The organism is Streptomyces sp. NPDC001070, from assembly GCF_053598835.1.
On sequence record NZ_JBSFLB010000050.1, the window covers coordinates 1 to 24,604 of the forward strand.

At 73.9% G+C, this 24,604-nt stretch carries 21 protein-coding genes; 4 read left to right on the top strand and 17 right to left on the bottom strand.

Going from position 1 to position 24,604, the window contains the following annotated elements; genetic code table 11:
- The 7 genes from ACWDAS_RS38065 to ACWDAS_RS38095 all read right to left on the bottom strand — a co-directional run.
- The coding region (locus ACWDAS_RS38065; protein ID WP_450400146.1) for a helix-turn-helix domain-containing protein at positions 1–404 on the bottom strand (404 nt) is incomplete at its 3' end.
- Positions 401–700 carry an SHOCT domain-containing protein gene (locus tag ACWDAS_RS38070; RefSeq protein ID WP_450400149.1) on the bottom strand — a complete coding sequence of 100 codons (300 nt, stop codon included), beginning with the start codon at positions 698–700 and terminating at the stop codon, positions 401–403. The genes ACWDAS_RS38065 and ACWDAS_RS38070, both read right to left, overlap by 4 nt.
- Positions 701–815: 115 nt before the next feature.
- Positions 816–1,532, bottom strand: coding sequence for a CBS domain-containing protein (locus tag ACWDAS_RS38075; RefSeq protein WP_450400151.1), 717 nt, complete (start codon positions 1,530–1,532; stop codon positions 816–818).
- A gap of 27 nt (positions 1,533–1,559) precedes the next feature.
- Positions 1,560–4,259 carry a bifunctional acetate--CoA ligase family protein/GNAT family N-acetyltransferase gene (locus ACWDAS_RS38080; RefSeq protein ID WP_450400154.1) on the bottom strand — a complete coding sequence of 900 codons (2,700 nt, stop codon included), beginning with the start codon at positions 4,257–4,259 and terminating at the stop codon, positions 1,560–1,562.
- Between the two features lie 358 nt (positions 4,260–4,617).
- A complete protein-coding gene (locus ACWDAS_RS38085; protein ID WP_450400157.1) occupies positions 4,618–4,929 on the bottom strand; it encodes a hypothetical protein in 312 nt (103 codons plus the stop codon).
- A gap of 99 nt (positions 4,930–5,028) precedes the next feature.
- Positions 5,029–5,973 carry a universal stress protein gene (locus tag ACWDAS_RS38090; RefSeq protein ID WP_450400159.1) on the bottom strand — a complete coding sequence of 315 codons (945 nt, stop codon included), beginning with the start codon at positions 5,971–5,973 and terminating at the stop codon, positions 5,029–5,031.
- A 226-nt stretch (positions 5,974–6,199) separates the two neighbouring features.
- The gene (locus ACWDAS_RS38095) at positions 6,200–6,403 is read right to left on the bottom strand and encodes a hypothetical protein (RefSeq protein ID WP_450400160.1); all 204 of its coding nucleotides are present in this window, start codon (positions 6,401–6,403) and stop codon (positions 6,200–6,202) included.
- 215 nt (positions 6,404–6,618) lie between these two features.
- On the opposite strand from ACWDAS_RS38095, the gene ACWDAS_RS38100 reads away from it, so the two are divergent.
- On the top strand, positions 6,619–6,945 hold the full coding sequence (locus ACWDAS_RS38100) for a hypothetical protein (protein ID WP_450400162.1): 327 nt from the start codon (positions 6,619–6,621) through the stop codon (positions 6,943–6,945).
- 298 nt (positions 6,946–7,243) lie between these two features.
- Here the strand turns inward: ACWDAS_RS38100 and ACWDAS_RS38105 are convergent, their stop codons facing one another.
- The 4 genes from ACWDAS_RS38105 to ACWDAS_RS38120 form a co-directional block, all read right to left on the bottom strand.
- On the bottom strand, positions 7,244–7,660 hold the full coding sequence (locus ACWDAS_RS38105; protein ID WP_450400164.1) for a hypothetical protein: 417 nt from the start codon (positions 7,658–7,660) through the stop codon (positions 7,244–7,246).
- Positions 7,661–7,668: 8 nt separating this feature from the next.
- Entirely contained in the window at positions 7,669–7,971 is a 303-nt protein-coding gene (locus tag ACWDAS_RS38110; RefSeq protein WP_450400166.1) for a hypothetical protein, read from the bottom strand.
- A complete protein-coding gene (locus tag ACWDAS_RS38115; protein ID WP_450400169.1) occupies positions 7,968–9,020 on the bottom strand; it encodes a GTPase family protein in 1,053 nt (350 codons plus the stop codon). The genes ACWDAS_RS38110 and ACWDAS_RS38115 overlap by 4 nt, the downstream gene beginning before the upstream one ends.
- A gap of 266 nt (positions 9,021–9,286) precedes the next feature.
- A complete protein-coding gene (locus tag ACWDAS_RS38120) occupies positions 9,287–9,976 on the bottom strand; it encodes a hypothetical protein (RefSeq protein ID WP_450400171.1) in 690 nt (229 codons plus the stop codon).
- Between the two features lie 89 nt (positions 9,977–10,065).
- On the opposite strand from ACWDAS_RS38120, the gene ACWDAS_RS38125 reads away from it, so the two are divergent.
- Both ACWDAS_RS38125 and ACWDAS_RS38130 read left to right on the top strand, forming a co-directional pair.
- Positions 10,066–10,398, top strand: coding sequence for a hypothetical protein (locus tag ACWDAS_RS38125; RefSeq protein ID WP_450400172.1), 333 nt, complete (start codon positions 10,066–10,068; stop codon positions 10,396–10,398).
- A complete protein-coding gene (locus tag ACWDAS_RS38130; RefSeq protein ID WP_450400173.1) occupies positions 10,395–11,033 on the top strand; it encodes a hypothetical protein in 639 nt (212 codons plus the stop codon). The genes ACWDAS_RS38125 and ACWDAS_RS38130 overlap by 4 nt, the downstream gene beginning before the upstream one ends.
- A 67-nt stretch (positions 11,034–11,100) precedes the next feature.
- Here ACWDAS_RS38130 and ACWDAS_RS38135 read toward each other — a convergent pair whose 3' ends face one another.
- The 3 genes from ACWDAS_RS38135 to ACWDAS_RS38145 all read right to left on the bottom strand — a co-directional run bounded on the left by ACWDAS_RS38135 (position 11,101) and on the right by ACWDAS_RS38145 (position 17,911).
- Positions 11,101–15,501: an FtsK/SpoIIIE domain-containing protein gene (locus tag ACWDAS_RS38135; protein ID WP_450400208.1), complete on the bottom strand. Its 4,401-nt coding sequence runs from the start codon at positions 15,499–15,501 to the stop codon at positions 11,101–11,103.
- 60 nt (positions 15,502–15,561) lie between these two features.
- Positions 15,562–15,855, bottom strand: a complete 294-nt coding sequence (locus tag ACWDAS_RS38140; protein ID WP_319662927.1) for a WXG100 family type VII secretion target — start codon at positions 15,853–15,855, stop codon at positions 15,562–15,564.
- Positions 15,856–15,946: 91 nt separating this feature from the next.
- On the bottom strand, positions 15,947–17,911 hold the full coding sequence (locus ACWDAS_RS38145; RefSeq protein WP_450400175.1) for a putative T7SS-secreted protein: 1,965 nt from the start codon (positions 17,909–17,911) through the stop codon (positions 15,947–15,949).
- Positions 17,912–18,144: 233 nt separating this feature from the next.
- Between ACWDAS_RS38145 and ACWDAS_RS38150 the strand changes: the two genes are divergently transcribed.
- Positions 18,145–19,509, top strand: a complete 1,365-nt coding sequence (locus ACWDAS_RS38150; RefSeq protein WP_450400177.1) for a hypothetical protein — start codon at positions 18,145–18,147, stop codon at positions 19,507–19,509.
- 30 nt (positions 19,510–19,539) lie between these two features.
- Here ACWDAS_RS38150 and ACWDAS_RS38155 read toward each other — a convergent pair whose 3' ends face one another.
- The 3 genes from ACWDAS_RS38155 to ACWDAS_RS38165 all read right to left on the bottom strand — a co-directional run bounded on the left by ACWDAS_RS38155 (position 19,540) and on the right by ACWDAS_RS38165 (position 24,313).
- A complete protein-coding gene (locus tag ACWDAS_RS38155; protein WP_450400178.1) occupies positions 19,540–20,124 on the bottom strand; it encodes a sigma-70 family RNA polymerase sigma factor in 585 nt (194 codons plus the stop codon).
- 363 nt (positions 20,125–20,487) lie between these two features.
- On the bottom strand, positions 20,488–21,399 hold the full coding sequence (locus ACWDAS_RS38160; protein ID WP_450400179.1) for an SCO0930 family lipoprotein: 912 nt from the start codon (positions 21,397–21,399) through the stop codon (positions 20,488–20,490).
- Between the two features lie 49 nt (positions 21,400–21,448).
- Complete coding sequence (locus ACWDAS_RS38165; RefSeq protein ID WP_450400180.1) at positions 21,449–24,313, bottom strand: AfsR/SARP family transcriptional regulator; 2,865 nt, start codon at positions 24,311–24,313, stop codon at positions 21,449–21,451.
- Between the last annotated feature and the right edge of the window lie 291 nt (positions 24,314–24,604).

The window sequence follows — 24,604 nt, forward strand, 5'->3', positions numbered from 1 at the left end:
GCGATCGTGCCGTCGGCCACGGTGTAGTTGACCGGCAGCACGGTGAGCCCTTCGGGCATGGACAGGGCGATCCTGCCCACCCCGTGCGTGGACAGCAGCCCCCAGCACTCCTCGCTGCCCAGTTCCATCAGTTCGGCGCGGCCCGCCGCCTGCCCGCGCCCCGGCGGCAGATCGGCCTCACCGCCGCCGAGCGCGGACACGCTCGTGCGAAGGGCCGTGGCCAGGCTCTGCAGCGTCGCGATGCCGGGAGCGGCCGTGGAGTCCTGCTCCACGTACCGCAGGTAGCCCGGGGCGATCCCGGCGCGTTCCGCCGTCTCCTCCCGGGACAGGCCCAGTTCCTCTCGGCGCATCGCGATCCGACGGCCGATGTCCCCGGGAGCGGTGGCCGTGGGGTGCTTCGTCATGACCGGTCACGTCCTTTCCTCGGTGCGCGGTGTGCGGTGCCCGGTGCGGGTTCGGCACGCCGGGCCGGTCGCGGTCCTTCCCCGCGGCGATGCACCGGCGGGGGCGCCGGGCCGCCGGCTCCGGCCACCTCGCCCCTGCGGTGGTCCGCGGCGTGCTCCGGCACCGCGAGCCGCCGCCGGTACTCCTCGTCGTCGATCTCGCCGCGTGCGTACCGCTCGGCGAGCGGCTCCCGCGGGCTCGGAGCCCGCCCGGGGTCCTTGCAGGGGCTCCTGGCGGAGCCCCCTGCAAGGCGCATGCCGCAGCAGGGCCGTCACGGCGAGCGCGACGAGGACCAGGAGCACCAGCCGGCCGAGCGGCATCAAGGTCCAGCCCAGCCGTTCATGTGGTCGTAGAGGTACACGGCCTCCTCCTCACGGGGTGCGCAGCCGTTCGTCGGCGATCCCGCGGATCGCGTGCCCGACCGGCCGCTGCTGCGTGTCATCGAGCCGGTAGGTGAGCCGGTTCACCACGGCGACCACGCCGTCGACCCGCCGGGTCATCGCCTCGGCCAGCGGGATCTCGCTGCGGCGCTCCACGCGGCCCTCGAGGATCACCACGCCGTCGCGGACGCTCACCCCGATGGCCCTCGGGGCCAGCCACAGGGCACGGACGACCACCTCGTCGATGATCTCGGCGCGGATGTCGGTGTCCGTGCGGAGGAAGATCTGGAGCAGGTCGCCGCGGGTGACGATGCCGACGAGGCGGTCCTCGTCGTCGAGCACGGGGAGGCGGTTGACCCGGTGTTCGGCCATGGTGCGGGCCGCGACGGCGATCGAGTCGCCCGCGCGGACGGTGATCGGCGGGGCGGACATGAGCTGTGCGGCGGTGCGGGCGCGGACCCGGACGGCGTTCCTGCGGCCGGCGGGGGACAGCGCCAGGCGCCGGCGTGTGCCGTCCTGCCGTGCCGCCTGGCGCACCATCAGATCGGTCTCGGAGACGACCCCGAGCACCCTTTCGTCGTCGTCCACCACGGGCAGGCCGCTGATCCGGTGCCGTGCCAGCAGCGCGACGACGTGCTTGAACGGCGCGCCCTCGCGGACGCTGACGACGTCCGCCGTCATCACGTGCCCGGTCTTGCGGTGTTTCATCGTGATCTCCTCCTCCGCCGGCCGCGTTCACCTCAGCCGGCGCAGATACGGGTCGTGGGCGTGCCGGGGGAGCACACGGACGCGGACGTCGAGGGCCTCCACCCCGCCGGGGCGCGCGACCACGGGGTTGAGATCGGCCTCGGCGAGCTGTGGCAGGTCGGACGCCATCGCGGACAGCCGCAGCAGCAGCTGCTCCAGCCCTTCCAGGTCGACGGCCGCCCCGCCGCGGTGGCCGAACAGCAGCGGTGCGCACCGGGGGGCGGTGATCAGGTCGTGGACGTCCAGGTCGGTGAGCGGGGCGAGCCGGGCCGCGTGGTCCGCCAGCACCTCGGTGGCGGTGCCGCCGAGCCCGAACAGGACCAGCGGGCCGAACACCTCGTCCTGGACCACGCCGGCGAACAGTTCGGTGCCCCGGGCCGCCATCGGTTGGACGAGCACACCGGTCAGCACCTCACCGAAGCGGCCCCCCAGTTCGCGGTATCCGGCCCGGACCTCGTCCTCGCCCTGGAGGTCGAGCAGGACCGCACCGTGGTCGCTCTTGTGCACCAGGCCCGGCCAGTGGGCCTTGAGGACCACCCGCCCGCGCGGCCCGGCGAGCCGGGTCGCGGCCGCCACGGCGGCCTCCTCGTCGTCGGCCCTGATGTGCGGCACGCGGGGGATGCCGTAGCAGTCGAGCAACTCCGCGCAGGCGTCGGGGTCGAGCCAGCCGCCGCCGGGGTGGGAGGCGAGGTACGCGTCCACCACGGCGCGCGCGGCGGCCGGGTCGACGTCCGTCAGTTCGGGGACCGTTCCCGGCGGCCGGGCCAGCCGGCGGGCCCGCGCGGCCGCGTGGGCCAGGGCCTGCGCCGCGGCGCGCGGGTCGCTGTAGGCGGGCACGGCCGCACCGTCCTGGGCGTGCAGCAGCCGTACGCCCTCGGGCTGGCCGAGCAGGACGGCGGCGACGGTCGCGGGCCCGCGGCCGGGACCGGCGTGGGTGAGGGCCCGCAGCGGGTCGTCACCGGTCGCCGCGGCCAGGGCGGTGGGGACCAGGACCAGCAGGACGGCGTCGACGGCCGGATGCCCGCCGAGCCGGTCCACGCAGGCGCGCAGCGCACTCTCGCTCACCGCGGCGGTCGTGTCGACGGGGTTCGCGGCGCTCGCGCCCGGCGGCAGCAGGTCCAGCAGTTCCCGGGTCAGAGCGTCGGGCAGGACGGGCACCGTCAGGCCGGCCTCCTGGCAGGCGTCGGCCGCCAGCACTCCGGCGCCGCCCGCGTTGGACACCACGGCGACCCGGGTGCCGGCCGGCAGGGGCTGGGAGTGCAGGAGGGCCGCGGTGTCCAGGAGTTCCCCGATCGAGCTGGTCGCGATGACGCCCGCCTGGGTGAACAGCGCCCGGCGGGTCATCGTGGGCGTCGCGGCGGCCGCCGTGTGCGAGGCCGCAGCGCGCCGCCCGGCCTCGGAACGGCCCGCGTCGACGGTCAGCACGGGCATCGCGCGCGCCACCCGGCGGGCGGTGCGGGAGAAGGCCCGCGGATTGCCGAACGACTCCAGATGGAGCAGCGCCATGCGGGTGCGGCCGTCGCCCTCCCACCACTGCAGCAGGTCGTTGCCGCTGACGTCGTACTTGTCGCCGAGCGAGACGAACTCCGAGACCCCGATGCCGAGCCGGGTCAGCCCGCCGAGCAAGGCGATGCCCACGCCGCCGGACTGGACGGCGACGCCGGCCGTGCCGGGCAGCGGCCGGTGCGCGGCGAAGGTGGCCTCGAGGCGCACGTCCTCCTCGGTGTTGGCGATGCCCAGGCAGTTCGGGCCGACCAGCCGCATCCCGTGCCGGCGGCAGGCGCTCAGCAGCGCCACCGCCTGCCCCGAGTCCAGCCCGGAGGCCAGGACGACCAGCGCGCGCACCCCCGAGCTCCCGCACTGCCGGGCCACCTCCGGTACGGCGGCGGCCGGTACGGCGAGCACGGCCAGCTCGGGCACCTGCGGCAGGTCGGTGACGCAGGGGTACGCGGGGACGTCCTCGACGGCGCGGGCGTGCGGGTTGACCGCGTACAGAGGGCCGGTGAAGCCACCGCGCCGCAGGTTGCGCAGTACGGCCCGTCCCACCGACGACGGCTTGGTTCCGGCTCCGACGACGACCACCGAACGCGGACGCAGCAGCGGCCGCAGGCTCGCGGTGTCGGCGGTACGCCCGCGCTCGTCGCAGGCCGCCAGATAGCGCTCGTCGGGGTCGAGCCGGACGGTGCAGTGCACTTCGGGGCCGTCGAAGTGGCGGGCGGTGCGCAGCCCCAGGTCGGCGAAGACCTTGAGCACGGCGTGGTTGTCGGCGAGCGCGTCGGCGTCGAAGACCTTGATGCCCTCGGCGCGGGCCGCGTGCACCAGATGCTCCAGGAGCAGGGTGCCGATGCCGCTGTGGTGGACGTCGTCGGCGACGGCCAGGGCCACGTCGGCCGCCTCGGGGTCCGGGCCGGTGGCGTACTCGGCGACGCCGACCGGCCGGTCGCCGAGGAGCGCGAGCAGGGTCAGGCGTCCGGGCCCGGCCGGTTCACGGAGACGGTCGGCGGCCAGCTGTCCCGAGCGCCGGCCCGTGCAGAAGAACCGCAGTCGCAGATTCTCCGCCGACATGCGCGCATACAGGTCCCGTACCCGGTCGTGGTCGTCGGGCCCGGCGGCCCGGATCCGCACGGTCCTGCCGTCGGCCAGCAGCGCGTGGACCGGCCGCGGGTCGCGCAACGCCGTGTCCGTCATCGTGGTCCCCTCTCCTCGGTTCACCTCCACCATCGGGCGGCTGCCGCGGCGTCCCCAGGGGTCGGCCGGGGCACGGCCCTGGGCCGATGGGCCCTGATCCGCGCCGCCCGGACGAGGCGTCGTCTCAGGACGTGGTGCCGTCCGGTGGTCGCAGGAATACGGCGGGCCGGGACGCACGAGGGCACGGGCGAGATCGAGGCGGTCGCCCATGACGACCACCCGATCCTTCCGCGGGTGCTCACCGCGGCGGGCGGGTCAGCGGTGTGCCGGGGCCGGACGGGTGGTGTCGTCGGTCCTCCAGCCCAGTACAGCCGGGCCTCGGCGTCGCCGACGCCGTCCACGCCGCGGAACAGCTCGGTCACGACCGCCACGAGGCTCCCGCGGTGCGGCACGCCCTCCGGGCAGACGAGACCTTGCCGTCGACGACGTGGACGGTGACGGCGTTGGGCGAGAGTCCGAGCGTCTTGACCAGCAGGTCACCGGTGATCTCCTCGCGGATGGCGCGGTCCCGCGCAGGAAGAGCCGCAGCAGGCCGGCGCGGCTGACCACACTGACCAGCCGTCCGTCCCGTCGACCACGGGCGGGCGCGCTCCACCCCGCGCCGCTTCATGAGCCGGGCCGCCTCGACCACGGACCACTCGGGCCGGGCGACGACCGGCGGGCTGCTCATCAACCCCTCGGCGGTCGTGGCCGCGACGCGGGCGCGGTCCTGGGGACGCGGGTGAGGAGCGGGCAGCACCTCCGCGGTCCACGCGTCCCGCCTGACGCCTCACCGCTGCCCGGGCACCCCGGCGGGCGCCGCGACGGGGACGACCACTACCGGGCAGTGGGCGTGGTGCAGCACGGCGTGCGTGACCGGGTCCAGGCGCGTACCGAGCCTGCTCGCGCGGCGGAGGGCGGGCACCACGACCAGGCCGGCGGTGCGGGTCGCCTCGACCAGGACATCGGCCGGCCCGCCGCGCACCGTCTCGACATCCGCCGCGACCCCCGGGTACACCTCGCGCAGCCGCGCCACCGCGTTCAGCGGTACCGCCTCCTCCTCGCGGGCGGTCCCGGTCAGGCCGCCGCCGCGCCGTACTTCGGACGCTGACGCGGCCGCGGATGCGGGCGTGCGGTGGGCCGTGGTGTGGAGCACGGTCAACGGCACACGGCGGCGGTCCGCCTCGGCGAAGGCGAACGCCGCCGCCTCCACACCGGCGTCACGGTCCAGGGCCAGCAACACGCGGCCCCGCGCGGCGGTTCGCGCGGGCGGTTCACCGCGCACGACGAGCAGCGGACAGGCGGAACGCGCCGCCAGGTGGAGGCTCACCGAGCCGAGCAGCGTCCCGGTGACGCCACCGTGTCCGCGGGTCCCGACCACGACCAGCCCCGCGTCACGGCTGCGGCGCACCAGCACTCCGCGTGCGTGCCGGTCGACCAGTGAGGTGCTGACCCGCAGCCCCGGCCGCAGTTCGGCGGCGCGCGCGGCGGCGGAGGCGAGCAGGGCCTGCGCGACGTGGTAGGGCCGGATGCCGTGACCGGTGGCTGCGTGGTGGCCGCCCCAGGGCTGCGCGTGCACGATCTCCAGCCGCACGTCGCGCCGGCCGGCCTCCGCGACCGCGGCCTCCAGCGCGCGCCCGGAGGCCGCCGAGCCGTCCACCCCGACGACCACGTGGCCGAACAACTCCGGGTCGGGCGGCGGCTCCCACCACGTGGAGCCCAGGTCCCTGTCCATGCCGGCGTCCATCTGACCTCGTCCCCTCCGCTCCCGCGGCACGGCACCGCGCCGGCCGCCACACCCAGCGTGGGGGCGCGCGGCCGGCGGCGCGTGGGGCCGAAGGTCCCGGCCACCGGGCCGAAGCGCCCTGGCGCGGTGCGGTTTCCCCGCCGAGGGCCGAACCCGTGGGCGGGCGGGGCGGATTGCGGCCGCGGGAATGCCACTTGCCTTCCCGGAGGAACCGTCAGCCGGCGGTGCGGGCGGACTTCTGCGATGAGGAGTCCTCGATGACCCCGAGGAGGCGGTGGCGCGCGAGGGCGTGGGCGAAGTCGGGGACGGTGCGGGTTCCCTCCCGGAGATCCCGTGCCAGGTCGGTGTAGAGCGCGGCGACGTTCCTCGCCGGTCCGGTGAGGCCCGCGGGGATGCCCGCGGAGTACTCGGCGGGCACCTCGAGCGGGGAGACCGTCGCGTCCGTGCCGGAACCGGCCTGCAGCGTGAGGTCGATGACCTGGATGTTGCCCCATGGTGAGGTGAGGACGATGTCCCCGTCGGTGCCGTTGATCTCCCAGCGGAAGTTGTCGCCCCGGGAGGTTCCGCCCCGGTAGAAGACGGAGGCCGCGGCGCCGTTGTCCAGGGTGCCAGGATCTGGTCGACGCCACCGGCGTGGGCCGCCGCTCGCTGTACGCGGCCTTCGGCAGCAAGGAAGGCCTGTGCCTGGCGGCCATGGACCGCTACCGCGAGCGGTACGCCATGCCCCTGATCGAGGTGCTGCGCGGAGGCGCGCCGGCCCGTGAGCCGCTGCGCGAGGTGCTGGTCGGGACGGTGGACGAGATCGTGAACGACGGCGGCCGCCGCGCCTGCCTGATCGTCGGCGCGGCCATGGAGCGGGTCGCCCACGACCAGGAGGTCGCCGCTCACGTGCGCTCGACGACCGCCTCGCCGGAGGACGCGCTGGCCCAGGTGATCGCGGAGGCCCAGGCGGACGGGTAGCTGCCCGGCAGGCGCGACGCCCGGGACCTGGCGCGGTATCTCGTCGTGACGATGCACGGCATGCGGGTCATGGGCGCCATCGACCCCGACCGCGATTCGCTGATGGCGGTCGCTGACGCGGCCATGGCCGCCCTCGACTGAACGTCTTTCCCGACCGAACGGTCAAAAGAATGTTCGCTCGGGACGGCTCGGTGCGTGGCGGAAAGGGGGCGCCACGCCGATGGCCTCCGCCCGCGGCCTCGGGCACCTGTGGCTGCCGGCCGATGTCCTGGTTGGGATGTCTCGATGAGGGCGACTGCTAGAACCCCAGACTCCGCAGCAGACTGCCCACGAACCGTCCCGCGGCGGCCCCGAGGGAAGCGGCCAGGGTCTGTGTGAATTTATTCAACCAGGACCGGAACGACGAATCACCGGTTCGGCGAATCTCCAGCAGATCCTCCGCTTGGCGGCGGAGCGCTTCGACGAGCATCGCGGCGACGCGAATGGTCTCCTCGAGCGCCGCCCTCACCTCGGAGGACTTGAATTGATGCCCGCAGGCGCAGTAGAAATTTGTTTTCCACACGCCCCAGGTCGCCCGGCATCCTGTGCAGCGCACCAGTGACTTGTCCGGGTCGACGTCCAGGTCCCCGCCTTCGGCACAGTTCCGATGGCGACTGGTGGCCCAGGACCGGCTGCAGTCCGGGCATTCGGGAAAGGGGAATTCAACCCAGGCCATGGCAGCCCCTATTCCGGACTGAGTCGATTGACCTTGCGGGCTCTTTCCTTCTCCTTGCTGTACGCGTTGCGAAAACTGTCCCTCGCGTTGAGCGCGATGGTTCGTACGTCTTCGAGGAAGGCCTGCACCTTGGCCAATGAGATCCCCAGCGACTCCGCCACCCTGCGTGCCGCCGAGTCCAGCCACTGTCGGAAAGAGATATCGGACAGGCGGACGATGTCGGCGAGGTTCTCGTCGTTCTCCTGGAGGGTGGCTCTCAGGCGTTCCATGATGTCGTCGAAACTGCCGGCGTTGCCTGGTTCCGCTGTCACGAAGCGCCGCCCCTGCCCTCACGCTTGATGAAATCGAGCAGTCGCGCCCTGCTGGCGGTCGCGGCGCGAAGTTCGGCCTCCGACAATTCCTCGATCGCCTTTTCCAGCCGCATGAGGTCGTTGCCGTGCTGCTCGGCGGGCTCGAACCTGGCGGGTTCGGCGTGCGGGCCCGGTGGAGTGCCGCCCGGAGGTTCGGACGCGTGCGCCGGCTGCCTGACTTCGGCCAGCCTGGTCGCCTGCGCCGCCTTGAGCAGCTTGCGGTCCACGAGCTGGGTGAAGTCCGCGAGGTGCATGCGCTGCTCCAGTACCCACCGGCGCTCGTCGGGTACCGCATGCATCATTTCCCTGAACAGCCCGGTGAGATTGAAGCGCTTCAGCGCGGAGTACGAGACCGCCTTGCCGCGCCATCCGGGCAGCACCGCCCGGATCTTCTCGGAGAAGTCCGCTTCACGCTGGCGCAGCGCCTCGGACTGCGCGGCGGAAGGCAGGTTCGCCCGGGGATTCCAGTCGCCGGGGTACATCTCATCGGCCTTGTTCAGACCGAAGACCAGCTGGTTGATCAGGCCGGTGTGGCGGCCGAAGAGGTCTTTGAGCGCGTACTGGATGAGCTGGACCATGCGATCGTCCGCAGCGTGGATCCACACGATCGCGTCGGCCAGTGGCAGCACCCGGAGGTAGAGATCCCGGTACGCGTTGTAATTGCTCAGGTCGTCGCCCAGCCCCGGCATGTCTACGACGATCAATTCGCCCTTGCTCGCGTTGAGCGGCACGGGAATGGCGTAGGCATGGTCCGTGGTGGCCCGGGTGTGGCCGATCTCCTGTCCCGCGTTGAACAGTGCGTTGATGGTGGTCGACTTGCCGACACCGGTCTCGCCGATCAGGACGAGCGTGGGAGGCGGTTCGTTGTCGTGGGCCTCCGATATGCCCCGTGCGATCTTTTCGCGGTCCTCCTTGGACACATCACTGGATCGTTCGACGGCGTGCTTCATTCGCCGTATGAAGTCGTGCGCGGTGCTTGCCACTCGTCCCCCTTGCGTGCTTTCGGTCATCCTGCCACCTCTCCCCGGGGATCGCAGGAAAAACCCTGATTCCTGCTGAGATCACTTCTTAAGGGGTGAGAGCTCCGCTTCCTGCCGGATCACCACCGGCGTGGCCGGTGAACAGGCTGACGGGTGGACGGCGACCGTGCGGCGAACCGGGCATCCGTACGGCGGGAATGGGGCATGCGCTGCCGCCGACGACGAACGGTGCTCTCGTCGCCGGGGCGGGCGGGGCGCACCGTCGCGCATGCTCGCACCCGCCCCTCCCGGGGTGGTTAGGCCGTGCCGGAGCCCTGCCCCGCCTTCTCGCCCCCGGGCCCCACCGCGAACCAGGTGCCGCCGACGCCCTGGCCGTTCAGATCGCCCGGCTTGGTGTCTCCCGCGAAGCGGTACACCGGCATGCCGCCCACCGTCACCTGCACCTGACCGTCCCGGCGGCGGATGGCGCCGACCTGATCGCGCTCCACGCCCGCAAGGTAGACGTTGCCGCCCTGCTGGACGGTGACCGGGGGCCACTGGGCGGCGCAGGCGTCGTTGCAGTGGGACTGCGAGGGGTCGGCGCTGTCCGCGTCGAAGCGGTACAGCGCCGCCTGGTTGATGTTGATCAGGTGCGGGGCGGAGAGCGGCGGCGAGGTGACGGCCGACATCTGCACCCAGCGCGGCGGGCTCTCCTGGACCGCGGCTCCGACGACGGTGCCGCCGTTGCCGGTCAGGCCCGCCTGGGCGGCCGTGCTGTCCACCACCTGCAGTCCCGTGTTGCCCGCGGGCGCCGAGGGAGAGGCAGGGGGCGGCGCTGCCGGTGAGGACGCCGCCGGGGCCGCGGGAGCGGAGGCGTCGCCGATGGAGATCGTCTTGCCGCAGCCGGCCAGGCCCGCCACGCCGCACAGGACCACCGCGGTGGCGACGAAGGCACGGCGTACCGGACCGCGTACGGCGGCACCGGGGGAGAGGTGAAGAGAGGTCACGCCCGACACACGATGCCGCGCCCCGGAGGGTTCACGTCTTCGCGCGGAAAGACGATTGAACTCCGCGGCCCGTCCCTCCCGTGTCACCCGTGAGGCCGGAAGCGGCGGAGCACGAGGGGATCGGCATGGCCCAGGACATCTACATACCCGGGGACGAACTGCGGGAGGCCCAGCGCATGCTGGACTTCGTCCACGACTTCATCGACATCGGGCACCGCACGTTCGACTTCGACGCGGCGTTCGGCCCCGAGCTCTCCCACGGCTCGGCGCAGCACTTCGAGAACAAGTGGGAGGACGGCAAGAAGCAGCTGCAGCGGCAGGTGAAGGGGATCAGGGACGCCATCGGCAACATCCTCGACTCCATCGACAAGACCGACCAGGACGCCGTGAAGAACCTCGACGACGGAAAGAGCCGCCAGTGAGCGCCGGGACCGCGCACCGTTTCCTGCTCGACATCCCCGACCTGTGGGACACGATCGACCTCAGCGGAGAGGAACTGGCCCGGACCCGCGCCAAGGCGCTCGCGACGACCGGCGACCCCCGCGAGAAGGCCCGGATCAACGACATGTTCCGGCAGGGCCGCGAGGTGGCCCGGGCCGCCCGGCGGCACGGTGCGCTGCTGGCGGCCGGCACCGCGACCCTCTACGGCGACGACCTGTTCATGGCCTACGGCATGGTCTTCGCCGTCACGACCCCGGAGGGCTCGGAGCTGACGCTGCCCGTGCTCTCCGCGCAGCTGGGCGTCTCGTCCGCGAACGGCACGGCCCCCAAGGACCGGCGGATCACCTCCGTGAAGGTGCCCCACGTCGGCACGGTGGCCCGGGTCACCGGCACCGAGGTGACCCGGCTGACCGGGGACATCGATGTCGAGCTGCTGACCATGCACACGATGATGCCGGTTCCGGGACGCTCCGAGGACTTCCTCGTCGTCACGCTCGCCAGCCCCAACCTGCCGCTGAGGAGCGAGGTGTACGACCTCTTCGACGCCATCACCGGCACCTTCCGCTTCGTGTCCGAGGACGGCGCTCCGCTGGCCCCCGCCGCCACCGCCTCCTGAGGCCGCGTACGCCGAAGGGCGGCCGGGACGAGATGTCCCGGCCGCCCTTCGTGTCACTGCCGGTGGCTCACACCTCGGTGCCGGACAGCGGCACCTGCACCGTGAGCGGCGTACCGTCGCCCAGGTGCAGCAGGCCGCGGCCGGGCTGCGGCGCCTGGCCGACGACTCCGCGGGTCAGCCTGACCCCGATGACCTCGCCGTCGGCCAGGTTCTGCGGCGACAGCAGCATGCCCGTGCGGTTCCGCTTCACCTGGCCCATCCAGCCGGCCAGGCTCAGCGACAGCGACTCGGCGTTGCCCGCCGCCAGCACGCCCCAGCCGTTGCCCGCGCCGCCCCGGGCGAGCAGCGCCAGGTCGGCGTCGATGTCGGAGCCCATGAGCAGCTCGGCGTCGTCGACGACGATCACGGCGTTGTCCTGCGGGATGTCGCCGAGCACCTGACGGAACGCGTCGACCGTCACCTGGGAGTCGGTGATGACCGCCGCCACTGCGGGTCTGCCCTCCAGCTCGCGCAGCGGCGACCGGCGCGGCGCGAGCACGACCAGGCCCGTGCCCGCCGCCAGCAGCGAGTGCGCGGCGGTGAGCAGCGCGGTGCTCCGGCCGGTGCGCGGCGGGCCGGCGATGACGAAGGTCGGCACGTCGGCGAGATCCGGGCCCAGCGAGGTGAGCGTGTCGCCGCCGATCGCGACCAGCGGGCGCATCGGGCCGCCGCGGGTGTGCAGGGCCAGGGCGTCCCGGTAGGTGATCCGGTCGGGCAGCACGTCCAGGCGCAGCGCCCGGCGCTCCTGGGGCACTTCGGCCTCGCGATCGGCCAGGTCCGTGCCCAGGTCGGTGAGGAACTGCCCCTGGGCGGCGCCTGAGAGATCGCCGGACAGCACCGCGATCTGTGACTCTGCGAGGTCCAGGGTGCGGATGCCGCGTCCGGGGGACGGATCGCTCGGCGCGGACTTGGTCGGGACGCCGACCGACGAGTAGTCCTGGCGGTCGTTGAGCTTCAGCACGATCTTGTCCTCGGTGGTGCCGGAGAACCGGCTTCCACCGAGCACCCGGTCGCCGGCGAGCACGAGGTGGATGCCGACGCCCGCCCCGTCGCGCAGCAGCCTGGTCATGCGCTCCATGAAGCTGCCGTTGTCGTACGAGGTGAACTCGCGCTCGAAGACCTCGAAGCGGTCCACCATCAGCACGATGTGCGGCAGCCGCTCCCGCGGGGCCTGGGCCCGGCGCAGTTCGGCGAGGTCCGCGGCGCCGCGGGCGCCGAGCACACCCTGCCGGGAGGTGAGTTCGGCGTTGAGCCGGTCCAGCAGGCGGCCCAGGCGTTCGACCTGGTTGCGGTCGACGACGGCGCCGCAGTGCGGGAGCCCGGTCAGCGCGTTGAGCGCGCCGTTGCCGCAGTCGATTCCGTACAGATGGACGTCGTCGGCGCCGTGCGCCCGCGCCAGCGCGGCGGCGAGGGTGCGCAGCGACTGGGAGCGGCCGCTGCGGGGCGAACCGATCAGGTGCAGATGACCCGCCCGGTCGATGTCGAACTCCAGCGGGGTGCGGCTCTGCCGCGCGGGCAGGTCGACCATGCCGTAGGCCACGGGCGGCAGTTCGGCCTCCCGCTCACCGGCCGGCTTGGGCGCGGGCGGCGCCGTCCACTCCAGCACTTCCGGCAGCGGCGGCAGCCAGGGGCTGGCCTGTCGCGGCACATCGGCGAGCCGGGCCGCCTGAGCGACGGCCGCGGTGAGGACGGCCAGGTCGGTGACGGGCTCGGCCTGGCCCGCTCCCGCGCCGCCGCTCCGGGAACGGCCGGTGGGCAGCGGCCCGCCGAGCTCCCTCCACGTCACCGCGCGGGCGCGCACCGGCACCTCCGTGCCCTCCGCGACCGCGCCACCCGGCCGCCGGCCGCCGACGCGCCCGGACTGGAACGGCAGCAGCGCCGACGGCCCGAGCCGGGCGTAGGCCCGGCCGGGGTTGGCGGGCGATATGTCACCGGAGTCGGGCGCGTCGATGATGTCGCGGCTCTCGGCGGTGTCGGTGGTGCGCAGCGCGATCCGCAGGTTGGTGTTGGCCCGGATGTCGGGGGTGACCGCGCCACCGGGGCGCTGGGTCGCCAGCACCATGTGGATCCCCAGCGAACGCCCGCGCTGGGCGATGTTGACCAGACCCGAGATGAAGTCGGGCAGTTCGCGCACCATGGACGCGAACTCGTCGACGACCAGCAGCAGCCGGGGCAGCGGCGGCAGCACATCGCCGCCGCGGGAGCGCTTGTCCAGGTAGTCCTCGATGTCCTTCGCGCCGGCCCGGGCCAACTGGGTCTCCCGGCGGCGCAGTTCGGCGCCGAGGGAGACCAGGGCGCGCTCCACGAGGTGGGTGTCCAGGTCGGTGACGAGGCCGACGGTGTGCGGGAGGTCGGCGCACTCCGCGAAGGCGCTGCCGCCCTTGTAGTCGACGAGCACGAAGGTCATCTCGTCGGGCCGGTTGACCACCGCGAGCGTGGCGACCAGGGTCTGCAGCAGCTCCGACTTACCCGAACCCGTGGTGCCCGCGATCAGCGCGTGCGGCCCGTCGCGGACCAGGTCGACGGAGAAGTCCCCGTCGTAGCCGGTGCCCAGGACGGCCCGCGTGCTGCGGCCGCCGAGCGACCAGCCGGCCACCACGGCCTCGGCGGTGGGCGGCTCGATGCCGAGCAGGTCGAGCAGGCGCACCGAACCGGGCAGGGCGCTCTCGTCGCTGTCGCCGACGCCCCGCAGCGGAGCCAGCGCCCGTCCGAGGTGTTCGCACCAGTCGGGCTCCGGCGCGTCGGTGCGCACGTCCTCCAGCGCGGAGCCCGTACCGGTACGGACCCGCGAGGTGCCCGGGGCGCCGGTCCCGGTCACGACGACCGCGCCGCACTCCTCGGGCAGCAGCCGCTCCTCGCGGTCGATGCAGAGGGTGTGCACGCCCACCGACGGCCCGTCGCGCAGCAGGGCGATGACGCCGGGCAGCGAACGGGCGCGGCGTGCCTGCTCCAGGACGACCAGGATGTCGGGGTAGCCGTTGACGCCGCCGCGGATCAGATCGGGGCCGGCGGCGAGGCGGGACGTGACGATCTGGCCCAGTTCGCCGATGCGCCGGGCCAGGGAGTCGGCGGTGCTGCCCACCAGAGCGTAGGCGTCCTCGCCCTGGGCCTGGGCGTGCGGCAGCCAGCGGGTCCACGACCACGCCGCCTCGCCGTCGGGCCCGGCGAGTACGACGATCCGCAGGTCGGCGGGGCTGTGCAGGGCGGCCGCCTGGGCTGTCATCCAGCCGGCGAGCCGGTCGGCGCCGGGTCCGGCCAGCCCGGCCACCCCCGCCCTGCGCAGGGGCACGGCCACCGGCACCTGGTTCAGCAGCGGCACCGTGGTGCGCCGGTGCTCGTCCCTGGTGGGGTCCTCGACACCGAGCGACGAGGGGAGATCGGCCGTTCCCACGCGTACGGAGAGGAAGTCCGGGTCCTGCCAGCGGCGTTCCCACAGCCGCTCGGACGGCTGCGTGGCCATCTGGAGCAGCGACGCCGGGTCGGGGAGCGACAGCCGCAGGCCGCGCTGCTCCTCCAGGACGGCGGTCTCGATGTCCGCCGTGACCCGCTCCAGCGTGCCCTCGTACTCCTCCTGCTTCTCCTGGTACTTCAGCATCGCCTGCTTGCGTCCGCCGAACTGGGTGAACAGCGCGGCCAGCGGCGAGAGGAGGGCGATGAAGACGAAGACCCAGCTCTTGGTGACGAAGATGGCGATCGCCGCGCTGCCGGCCGGCAGGAGCAGGATCGGCAGCAGCGGAATCGGCCGCTTGTCGGGCCTGACCGGGGCGGTCGGCAGCCGGAACTTGCCGCCCGCGGGGGCGGGCAGGAAGCGCGGCGGACGGTTGAACTCCAGGCCCAGGCCGTCGGAGGCCGGGGTCAGCGGAGCCGTCGCCGACTGGCGCGAGGCCAGTTCGAGCAGGGTCTCGCCGACCGCGAGCTGGCTGCCCTCACGCCAAGCCGTGCCGTCCGCGGGCGGCCTGCCGTCGAGCAGCGTCTCGGCGGCGGTGAGCAGTTCCGCGCCGCCGTCGAGCCTGATCCGCACCCGGGCCGCGAACGCGGGGGTGTCGTCGGCCAGACGGATGCGGCAGGTGCGGTCGCTGCCGATGTCGTAGTCGCCGGGCACCAGCCGGAAGACCGTTCCCGCGCCCCGCCCCGAGACCAGCCGGATCTCGGTGCGGCCCTCGGGCTCGGACTCCGCCGGGAGGGCGGAGCCGAGCCCGAGGTCCATGCCGTCCCGTACCCCGGCGGCCTGGAGGGTGGCCTCCGGGCCGATCTCCTCGGCGCCGGCGTACAGGGCCGGCACCCCTGTCGCCGTCCCGTCGGCCCCCACGTGGTCGACGGCTCGGGCGAGTTCCGCCGCGAGGCGGCCCGCCCGCGCGGACGGCTCGGTGTCGACGACGACGGTGGTGGACACCCCCTCGACCCGGGGGTCACGGACGCTGACGTTCAAACGCACGAGGCATCGTCTTTCTCACGAAGGGGCGGTGACGGGGAAGGCGTGGCGCCGGCGTCAGCCGAGGTTGGAACCGAGCTGGTCGTCGGTCTGGGAAAAGGCGTCGCCGACGGACCGGACGTACTGCCCGATGCCCTGGAGGCCCTGGTTGACCTGGTCGAAGCCCTTGGCGAACTCGTCGAAGAACGGCGAGAACTTCTGCTGGGCCGCGGGGGTGCTGTAGCCGTTGGCGAGCAGGTTGGAGATCTTGCCCTTGACCTCGCTCAGCTTGTCCTGGAGCTGGGAGAAGTCGTTGAGCAGCGCCTGCGAAGTGGAAGCGGTCTCGTCGGAGTTGACGCGGTAGTCGGGCATGTCGGTGCTCCTTGCGATGTCAGGTGTTGTCGGGTGAAGAATCCATCCCGCCTGGGATGGAGGCCTGTGACGCGATGCGGGCGGGGCGGGGCTAGCGGCCGTCGGCGCCCGCCGTCCCGTCGTCACCGCCGGGACTCGTCGGCGCGCTGGAGGAGCCGCCGCGGGAGGGGGCCTGCTCCCCGCCCGCGGAGGGGCTGGAGAGCGGCCCCGTGGCGGATCCGCGGCTGCCGGGGTCGGCCGGGGAGCCGCCACCGCCCGGGGGGTTCTGCGGCGGGGTCTCCAGCGGTGTCGGCGACGGATGCCCGGCGGCCGGGGACGACGGCGGGGGTACGTCCGCCGGGGCCGGTGCCGCCCCGCCGGGCCCGGTGGGTGACGCGGGGGCGGTGGGCGTGGTCGGGGGAGTGGGCCCGGTGGGCGACGTCGGGGATGCGGGGGCGGCGGGGGCGGTGGACGTGGTCGGGGGAGTGGGCCCGGTGGGCGACGTCGGGGATGCGGGGGCGGCGGGGGCGGTGGACGTGGTCGGGGAAGTGGGCCCGGTGGGCGCGGTCGGGGACGACGGCGGGGGTACGTCCGCGGGGGCCGGCGTGGGCGCCGCGCCCGTTCCGGACGGAGCCGGGGTGGTGGTGCCCGGACCGGTGGAGCCCTTGACGGGGATGCCGTCGGCGACGCCGTCGATCTTGCGGCCGAGACCCGCGACACCCACCGGTCCCGCACCCAGCTTGGGCGCCGAGTTCGCGATCTCGCCGGCGGCCACCTCGTTGGGATCGCCGCCCTGCGCGACCCCGACGCCGATCTTCGTGCCGAGCGTCGCGCCCTCCTCGATGAAGCCGCCGACCTGGTCCGAGGCCCGCTTGTCGATCGTGTCGCCCAGCGCGGGGTCGGTGGTGTCCCCGAACCGGCCGCCGCCCCCGGACGGAACCGGCGGATTGCCGCGCGCCGAACCGATCCTGCCGATCCCGCCCTTGAACGCGGCTCCGGCCACCGCGCCCGCGGCGGCTCCCGCGAAGACCCCGGCCGCGGTGATCTTGTCATGGTTGGCGGCCTTGGCCCCTGCCTCCAGCGCGGAGTTGGTCAGGAACTTGCCGGTGACGTCCACCGTTGTCCTGCCCACCGGATTGGCCAGCACCGCCCCGACCGCCTTGTTGGCGGCGATGGAGTCGCCGACCCTGGTGATCGTGCCGGTGACCTTGGTGACGGCGGCGGAGTTCTTGATCGCGGCGACCGCCGCGGGGGCGATCGCCTGGACCGCCTTGCTGCCGAGCCGGAACAGGGCGGCACCGGGCACGATGCCGATCAGACCGGCGATGAAGTCGCCCGCCTTGACGCCGCCCGTCTGACTCGCGACGACTTGGTTGAAGACGAACAACGCCCCGCCGAGCAGCGCGCCCACCACGGGGAAGAACACGGCCACGACGGCGATCAGCGCGGCCAGCAGGATCTGGACGAACGGGAAGTCCTTGAAGAAGTCGGCGATCTTCTGGAAGACGTTGCGCTCCGGGATCGCCTCCGAGGCGGCGCGGTCCAGGGTGTCGGCACACGTCCGCTGTGCGGACTCCCGCATCTGCCGGGCCTGCTGGGCCAGGCTCTTGGCGGCACTCATCTCGCTGTTGCCGGCGTCGATCTCGTCCTGGACGGCGCGGGCCTGGGCCCGCTCCTGGTCGGTGGGATTCTCGCCGAGGGTCCTGGGCGTCCGGCCCGCTTTGGCCGCCGCCGACCGGGCCTGGTCCACGGCGCGGTCGAAGGTGTCCTGAGCCTCCTGCAGACGGGGGATGTAGTCGCTGTAGGCCCGGGCGGCGTCGTGGTAGGAGTTCGCCGTCTTGCTCAGCTTGTCGGGGAGGTCGTCACCGATCTTCTGCCTGAGCTGGTCCATGGCCGATCCCCGGCCCCGCGAGACGCTGCCGTCCTTCTTGAGGACGTTCAGCGCCTTCTCGGCCGCGTCACCGACGTCCTGGTACCGCTTGATCACCCCGCGGATCAGTTCGGGGTCGCCGGGCGTCGGATCCCGGTCGAGGCCGACGAGCTCGAAGTCCTCGGCGCTCGCGTGCTGGCGTGCCATCTGTTCCCCTCCGCGATCAGCGTCCCGTTGTCGCATGCCACACGAGACCGGACGCCGTTTGGGTTCAGATCCGCTTCGAACCTTTCCTCAGGGGCGCTTCGTGTAGGGGGTGACGGAGCCGGGGCCCGGCCCGCACCAGGACGACTTGGGTGGAGACGATGACAGACGGCGGCAGCGCCATTTCGCGGCACCGGCCGAGGGCCGAGAGGACCGACCCCGCTCGTAGGGCGGCGGTGCGACGCGCCGCCGCCGCTCTGCTGCTGGCGCTCTGGGCGGTGTTCGGTGCGAGCGCCGCTCCCGCGGGCGCCGACGACGGGGACCGGCTGGTGAAGGTGTTCGTGGTCCAGGACCCCGCGCAGACGGGGAACGTCCCCGCGACCCTGCAGTCGGTGGCCGCGAGCACGCTGGGCGATCCCGCCCGGGCGGCGGAGGTCTTCGACCTCAACCGCGGGCTGGCGCAGTCCGACGGCGCGGCCCTCACCAGCCCCGGTGAGCAGCTGCACCCCGGCTGGATCCTGCGGCTCCCCGGGGACGCCTCGGGCCCGGACGTACGACTCGCCCGGGACACCGCGGAGCAGCAGAACCCCTCGTCCCCGCCCGCCGCCGGGCAGAACGGCGACGGCGCCAACGGTGCGAACGGCACGGTGGCCGCCGGTGACGCCGCCTTCGTCGTCCCGCTGCCCGCCGCGATCGCGGTGGTGGGCGCGGTGCTGCTGGCCCTGGCGACCGCGGGCATCGTCGGCAGGCGCCGGGTGCGCGCGGCGTGGGCGTCCGCGGTCCGCGCGGTGCGCAGGCTCGGCGACCCGATGGCACGGCGGCGCCGGCTGGCGCTCCGTCGCACGCTCGGCAGGCGCTTCGCCGCCGACGCCGGTTCGGTGTGCCGCGCCTACGCCGCCGTCGCCGAACTGTCCGGCACCGCCGACGCTTCGGAGAACCCGGTGCACGCCCTGCGCGTCGACGACGCCGGGGTGACGGCGAGGCTCACGCCGGACGCCGCCCCGGGGACGCCGTGGACCGCGCTCGACGGGCCCGGCGGCACGCGCTGGCGCCGCAGCGGCGGCACCGGGGAGTCCGGGGGACAGGATCCCCGGGCCTGCCTGGTCCGGGTCGGTGTCGACGCCGACGGCGAGGCGATGTTCTACGACCTGAGCCGGCTGGACGGGGTCCTCAGCGTGACGGGTGACCCCGCCGTCGCCCGGGACGTGGTGCACGGACTGCTCGCCGAGGTCGCCCGCAGCCGGCCGAGCACCCCGGTGACCGTCCTGCGCGGCAGCGACGGCACAGCGCCGCTGACCGTGCCGGCCGGCCTGCAGCAGGTCGTCCGGATCGAGGCGGACGAGGAGTTCCCGGCGCCCGCGGCGCGCGGCACGCTGCGCGTCGCCGCCGCCCGGCGGCCGGTCCGGGGCCTGGTCGTCATGGCGGGCACGCCCACCGGCAGCGAGGCCGCCGAACTGGCCGCGCTCTGCGGCCCCGGAGGAGCCGGCTGGACCGGCCTGGTCTGCGGTGACGTCGGCGGCGCCCACTGGCGCTGGCAGGCCGGCGCGGACGGTGACGTGGACATCCCCGTGCTCGGGGTACGGCTCACCGTGCCGGCCTGAGCGGGCCGGTGGGCGCCCGCGGCGGCGTGCTCAGGCCGCCGCGGCCCCAGCCGTGGCCCCGGTCCCGGCCCCGGTCCCGGCCGCGGCCGCGGCCGTGGCGCCGACCCGGGTGCGCAGCTTGCTGAGCGCGTAGTGCTGGCGCGACTTCACCGTGCCGGCCGGAACCCCGAGGATCCGGGCCGTCTCCTGGACGGTCCTGCCGCACAGATAGGTGTGTACGAGCACCTCCCGGTGCTCGTGCGAAAGGTGCCGCAGCAGGGCCCGCGCGTCGACGGAGGCCAGCACCGCGTCGGCGTGGTCGGTCTGGAGCACGTCATGGTGGTCGGCGCCGACCGTCTCGTGGCGGGAGTAGGCGCTGCGGATCCGGTCGATGGCCAGGTTGCGGGCCACGGTCAGCAGCCAGCCGCGCACGGACCCCTCGTTGGCGTACAGCCGGTCGGTGTGGTGCCAGGCGCGTATCAGTGTCTCCTGGACGATGTCCTCCGCCATGTGGCGGTCGCGCAGCAGGTGCTCGGCGTAGGCGAGCAGGGGTTTGGCGTGGTCGGTCACCAGCAGGTGCAGCAGGTGGCCGGAGCGTGCCGCCGGGCGGACGCCCGGTACGTCGGCGAAAGTCATGGTCGATCCCCGTGAAGGCCGTGCAAGGCCGTACTCGTTCCCCGTCGGCGCTCCTTGCTCTCGCACCCCGGCCGCGAGTCGGGCGGCCGGAGTGTGGATCACCGAAGGACGGGGTCGGAACGGGCGCCGGCCGGACGGGCATGGGGCCCGCGGGCCGGCGGGCACGACGGTTCGTGCCTGCTTCGGCGATCTTCCTGGCGGAAGCAGCGCGTGCCGCGAGCGTAGGCAGGCGCCGATGCCGAAAATCTGACGCGATTCTGATCACGGACGGCCGGGCCGGGCGCCGGGCGTCACCTCGTACGGGCGTGCCGCTGCCCGGGCGGCGCGAAGGCGCGGCACCCCGGGCACCCGGGGGAGGGGGGATCAGCCCTTGGCGGCGGGGACCGTCTTGCCGCGGTCGATCGTGATGTCCTGCTTGACGGCGAACCAGACGCCGCCCACGTACTGGCCGTTGGTGTCACCGGGCCGGCTGTCGCCCTTGAAGGTGTAGGCGGGCCAGCAGTTGAACGCCTCCTGCTTCGTGCCGTTCGGCGTGGTGAAGGTGAACAGCGCCTTCGGGTCGATTCCTGCCTTCTCGGCGTCGGCTGCGGTGACGGGGGTGGAGGGGGTCCACTTCTGCAGGCAGGTCGCGTCGCAGGCGGTCCTCATCGGCCACGGCTGGTCCTTGGTGAACAGGTACAGCGTCCGGCCGTCCTCGTCCTGCAGGACCTTCCCCAGCTTCGGGTCGTTCAGCACCCCGAGGGCCGGACGCTTCACGCCGGCCTTCCAGCCGTCGGGCGCCGAGGCGTACCAGGCACCTTTGACGCCCTGGCCGTTGGTGTCACCGGGCTTGGTGTCCTTGGCGTAGTAGTACAGCGGCTTGCCCGCGAGGGTGAGCTGCTCGGTGCCGTCGGTCCGGGTGATGGAGCCGAGCAGGTCCTGGTTGAGGCCCTTGGCGGCCCGGGCGTCGCCGGCCGGGACCGGCGGCCACTGCGCCGCGCAGTCGTCCACGCAGCTGGAGGCGCCCGGGGCGGTGTCCTTGGTGAAGACGTAGACGGTCATGCCCTTGCCGTCGACGACGATCGAGTCGAGCGCGCCGTCGGGGCGCACCGACAGCTGCCCCGCCGATGCCGTCACCGCGGGCGCCGAGGGGCCGGCGGACGCCGAGACCGCCGCCGGCTGCTGAACGGCCGCGGGTGCCCCGGCCCCGCTCTTCTCACCGCAGGCCGTGACCGCCGTCAGCGTCAGCAGCGCCGCACCGGTCAGGAACAGGGCGTTCCGCTGGTTCCTCTTCATCGCACATCCTCAGGTACACCGGACATCCGCTCCGGACAGGAGTTCCGCGCTATACACGGCCCCGTGGCACCAGGGGGTTCAGTCCGATGTCCCGTAGCCTGCCGCGGACGCCCTCCGCGTCCGGATGACCGATGCCCTCCAGGATGGCCAGCGCCTGGCGCAGCGCGTCGGCCGCGCTTCCGGCGCTGTCGGAGTCGAGGTGGGTGTCCGCGATGTGGATCAGGGTGTCTGCCTCCAGGTACGCGTCCCGGATCTCCCGGTACATCCGCAGCGCGCGCCGGAAGCAGTCCAGCGCCTGGTCGTGACGGCGCAGCCGGTGGTAGGCGCAGCCCAGGCTGTCCCAGGCGGCGGCCTCGCCGTTGCGGTCGCCGGTCTCCTGGTGGATCGCCAGGGAGCGGCGGCACTCCTCGACGGCCTTGTCGTACTCGCCGAGCAGCAGATACGTCCAGCCGACCTCGTTGTGCACATGGGCCTCGCCGTTGAGGTGCCCCGCGGAGTGGTACAGCTGGCTGGCGAGCCGGTAGTGGCGGAGCGCGTCGGCGTGCCGGCCGTGCCGGTTGGCCAGGAAGGCCCAGTAGCGGTGGACCCGGCCCTGGCCGCACGGGTCGTCGATCTCCCCGAACAGCTGCAGCGCGCGCGTCAGGTGCTCCTGCGCGCTGTCCCAGCGGTCGAGCCGGCCCAGGGCGAAGCCGAGGGCGCGGTGCGCGTGGGCCTGGCCCAGGACGTCGCCCTGCCGCTGCGCCGCCGTGATCGCCGTGCTCTGCGCGGTCCGCTGCTCCTGCCAGCGGCCGCTGCGATCGAGGTACAGCTCGAGGACCGAGGCCAGGCGCCAGCTGTGCGCCCCGCTCCCGCGCCTGCCGTCGTGGTCGATCGCGGCCAGCAGCACGGGTCGTTCGCGGTCGAGCCAGTCGGCCGCGCCGCGCTGGTCGGGAAACCGCTCGGGGACGGTGTGCGCGCCCGGCCGTCGCAGCGTGATCCGTTCGCGGTGCGGGACGAGGGCGGCCTCGGCGGCGTGCGCGCTGTGCAGGTAGTGGTCGAGCAGCCGGCCGGTGGCCGCGTCCGCCTCGTGCGGGTCGTCGTGTTCGCCGGCCAGCTCCGTGGCGTAGGCGCGGAGCAGCCCGTGCGAGGAGAACCGCCCCGGCACGTTCTCGAAGAGCAGGTGCGCCCTGACCAGCTCCGCCAGCAGCGGGCGCACCTGGCCGGGGCGCCGGGTCGCCAGACTCGCCGCGGCGGCCGTCGAGCAGTCGGGCCCGGGATGCAGGGCGAGCAGACGGAACAGCCTGGCCGCCTCCGGTGTCAGCGCGTGGTACGACCAGGAGAAGACGCTCCGCGCGTCGCCGAGGGGCGGCTCCCCGGTGAAGGCGTCGAGGCTGCCGTGGCTCTCCCGCAGCTCGTCGGCGATGGCGGACAGCGGGAAGCCCGGGTTCAGGGCCGCACGGGCGCTGACGATGGCCAGCGCCAGCGGCAGGCGTCCGCACAGGGTGACGATCTCGGCGGCCGCGCGCGCTTCCGCGGCGACCCGCTCGGCACCCAGCCGGCGGGAGAGGGGCGCGACGGCGTCGGCCTCGCTCAGCAGGTCGAGCGAGACCGAACGCGCGCCCTCGGCGGTGACCAGCCCCTGGAGCTGGTGACGGCTGGTGACGACGGCGAGGCAGCCGGGCGCCGAGGGGAGCAGGAGACGCACCTGCTCCGAGTCCCGGGCGTTGTCCAGGACGACCATGACGCGCCGGCCCGACAGCAGGCTGCGGTACAGCGCGGCCTGCGCCTCCAGCCCCGCGGGGATCCGGCCGACGGGCACGCCGAAGGCGTCGAGGAGGGCGCGTACCGCCTCGGCCACGCTCATGGCCGAGCCCGTGAGGTGGAAGCCCCGCAGGTCGATGTAGAGCTGGCCGTCCGGGAAGTGGCCGGCGATCCGGTGGGCCCAGTGCACGGCGAGGGTGGTCTTGCCGACCCCGGCCATGCCGCTGACGACGACGGCCTGCGCGGGTTCCGCGGGGCCGGGCACCAGTGTGTCCGACAGCGCCAGTTCGACGTCGCGGCCGGTGAAGGCGCCGAGGTCCCTGGGCAGCTGCGCCGGGCGCAGCGGCTCGGGTGCCGGCGCGGGAGCGGTGCTCCCGGGATCAGCGTCGGCCGTCACCACCGCCGCCGGCGGGACCGGGCGCTGGCTCAGCACCTTGCGCTGGGCTTCCCGCAGCTCGGGCCCGGGGTCGAGGCCGAGCTCGTCGGCGATCCGCGCCCGTACGGCCTGGTAGACCTCCAGTGCCTCCGCCTGGTGTCCGGTGACGGCGAGCACCTCGATCAGCCTCGCCTGCAGCACCTCGTCCAGCGGATGGTGAGCGGCCGCCTGGCGGAGGGTGACCAGTACCCGTTCGGTCAGCGCGGCACCCGCCGCCGGGGCCTGCTGGGCCGCCTCCTTCACGGTGAACAGATGCTCGTTGTCGACCGCGGTGAAGACCGGCTGCGCCCGCGTCTCGGGCGCGATCCCCGAGGCCGTGGGGCCCCGCCACAGGTCCAGGGCCTCGACCAGGAGCTCGGTGGCCCGCACCGGCTCGTCCAGCAGTGCCAGCCGTCCCGCCTCCGCGCGCAGCGCCCGGAACCGCAGGAGATCCAGTTCGTCCGGCCCCACCTCCAGGCGGTAGCCGCCGGAGTCACGGACCAGCCGGCTCGAGGCGGTGCCCGACGGCAGTTCGGGTTCGAGCAGCCGGCGCAGGGCGCCGACGTGGCGGTGGACCACGTTGACCGCGGTCGCCGGCGGGTCCTGTCCCCACAGGGCGTCCACGATCCCGTGCAGGGTCACCGGCTGGCCCCCGTGGGCGAGCAGCAACGCGAGGAGGGCCCGCTGCTTGGGAGGGCCCAGTTTCACGTCGGTGCCGTCCCGCCAGGCCCGGACCGGCCCGAGGATCTGAAAACGCATGACCAGCGATTCTATGAGGCCCCGGCCGCCCGGGCGCGCGGCGGTCGCCCGCGGATGACCAGGCGGGGGCCGTCGGGGCCCTCGGCGGCGGTGCCGTGGGAGCCTTCGCGCGGGGCGACGGCCCGCCTGCGCCCCGGGCGGTCCCCGGGCCGGCGGGGCATCGGCCGGGTACGCCGAGGCGGACGTCCGGGACGTTCGGGCAGAAACCCCGGACAGTCGAACATGGCCCGCCCATGGGGCACAGACCTACGGTCGGTCACGGACAGCGTCACACGTCTCCGCCCCTCCCCG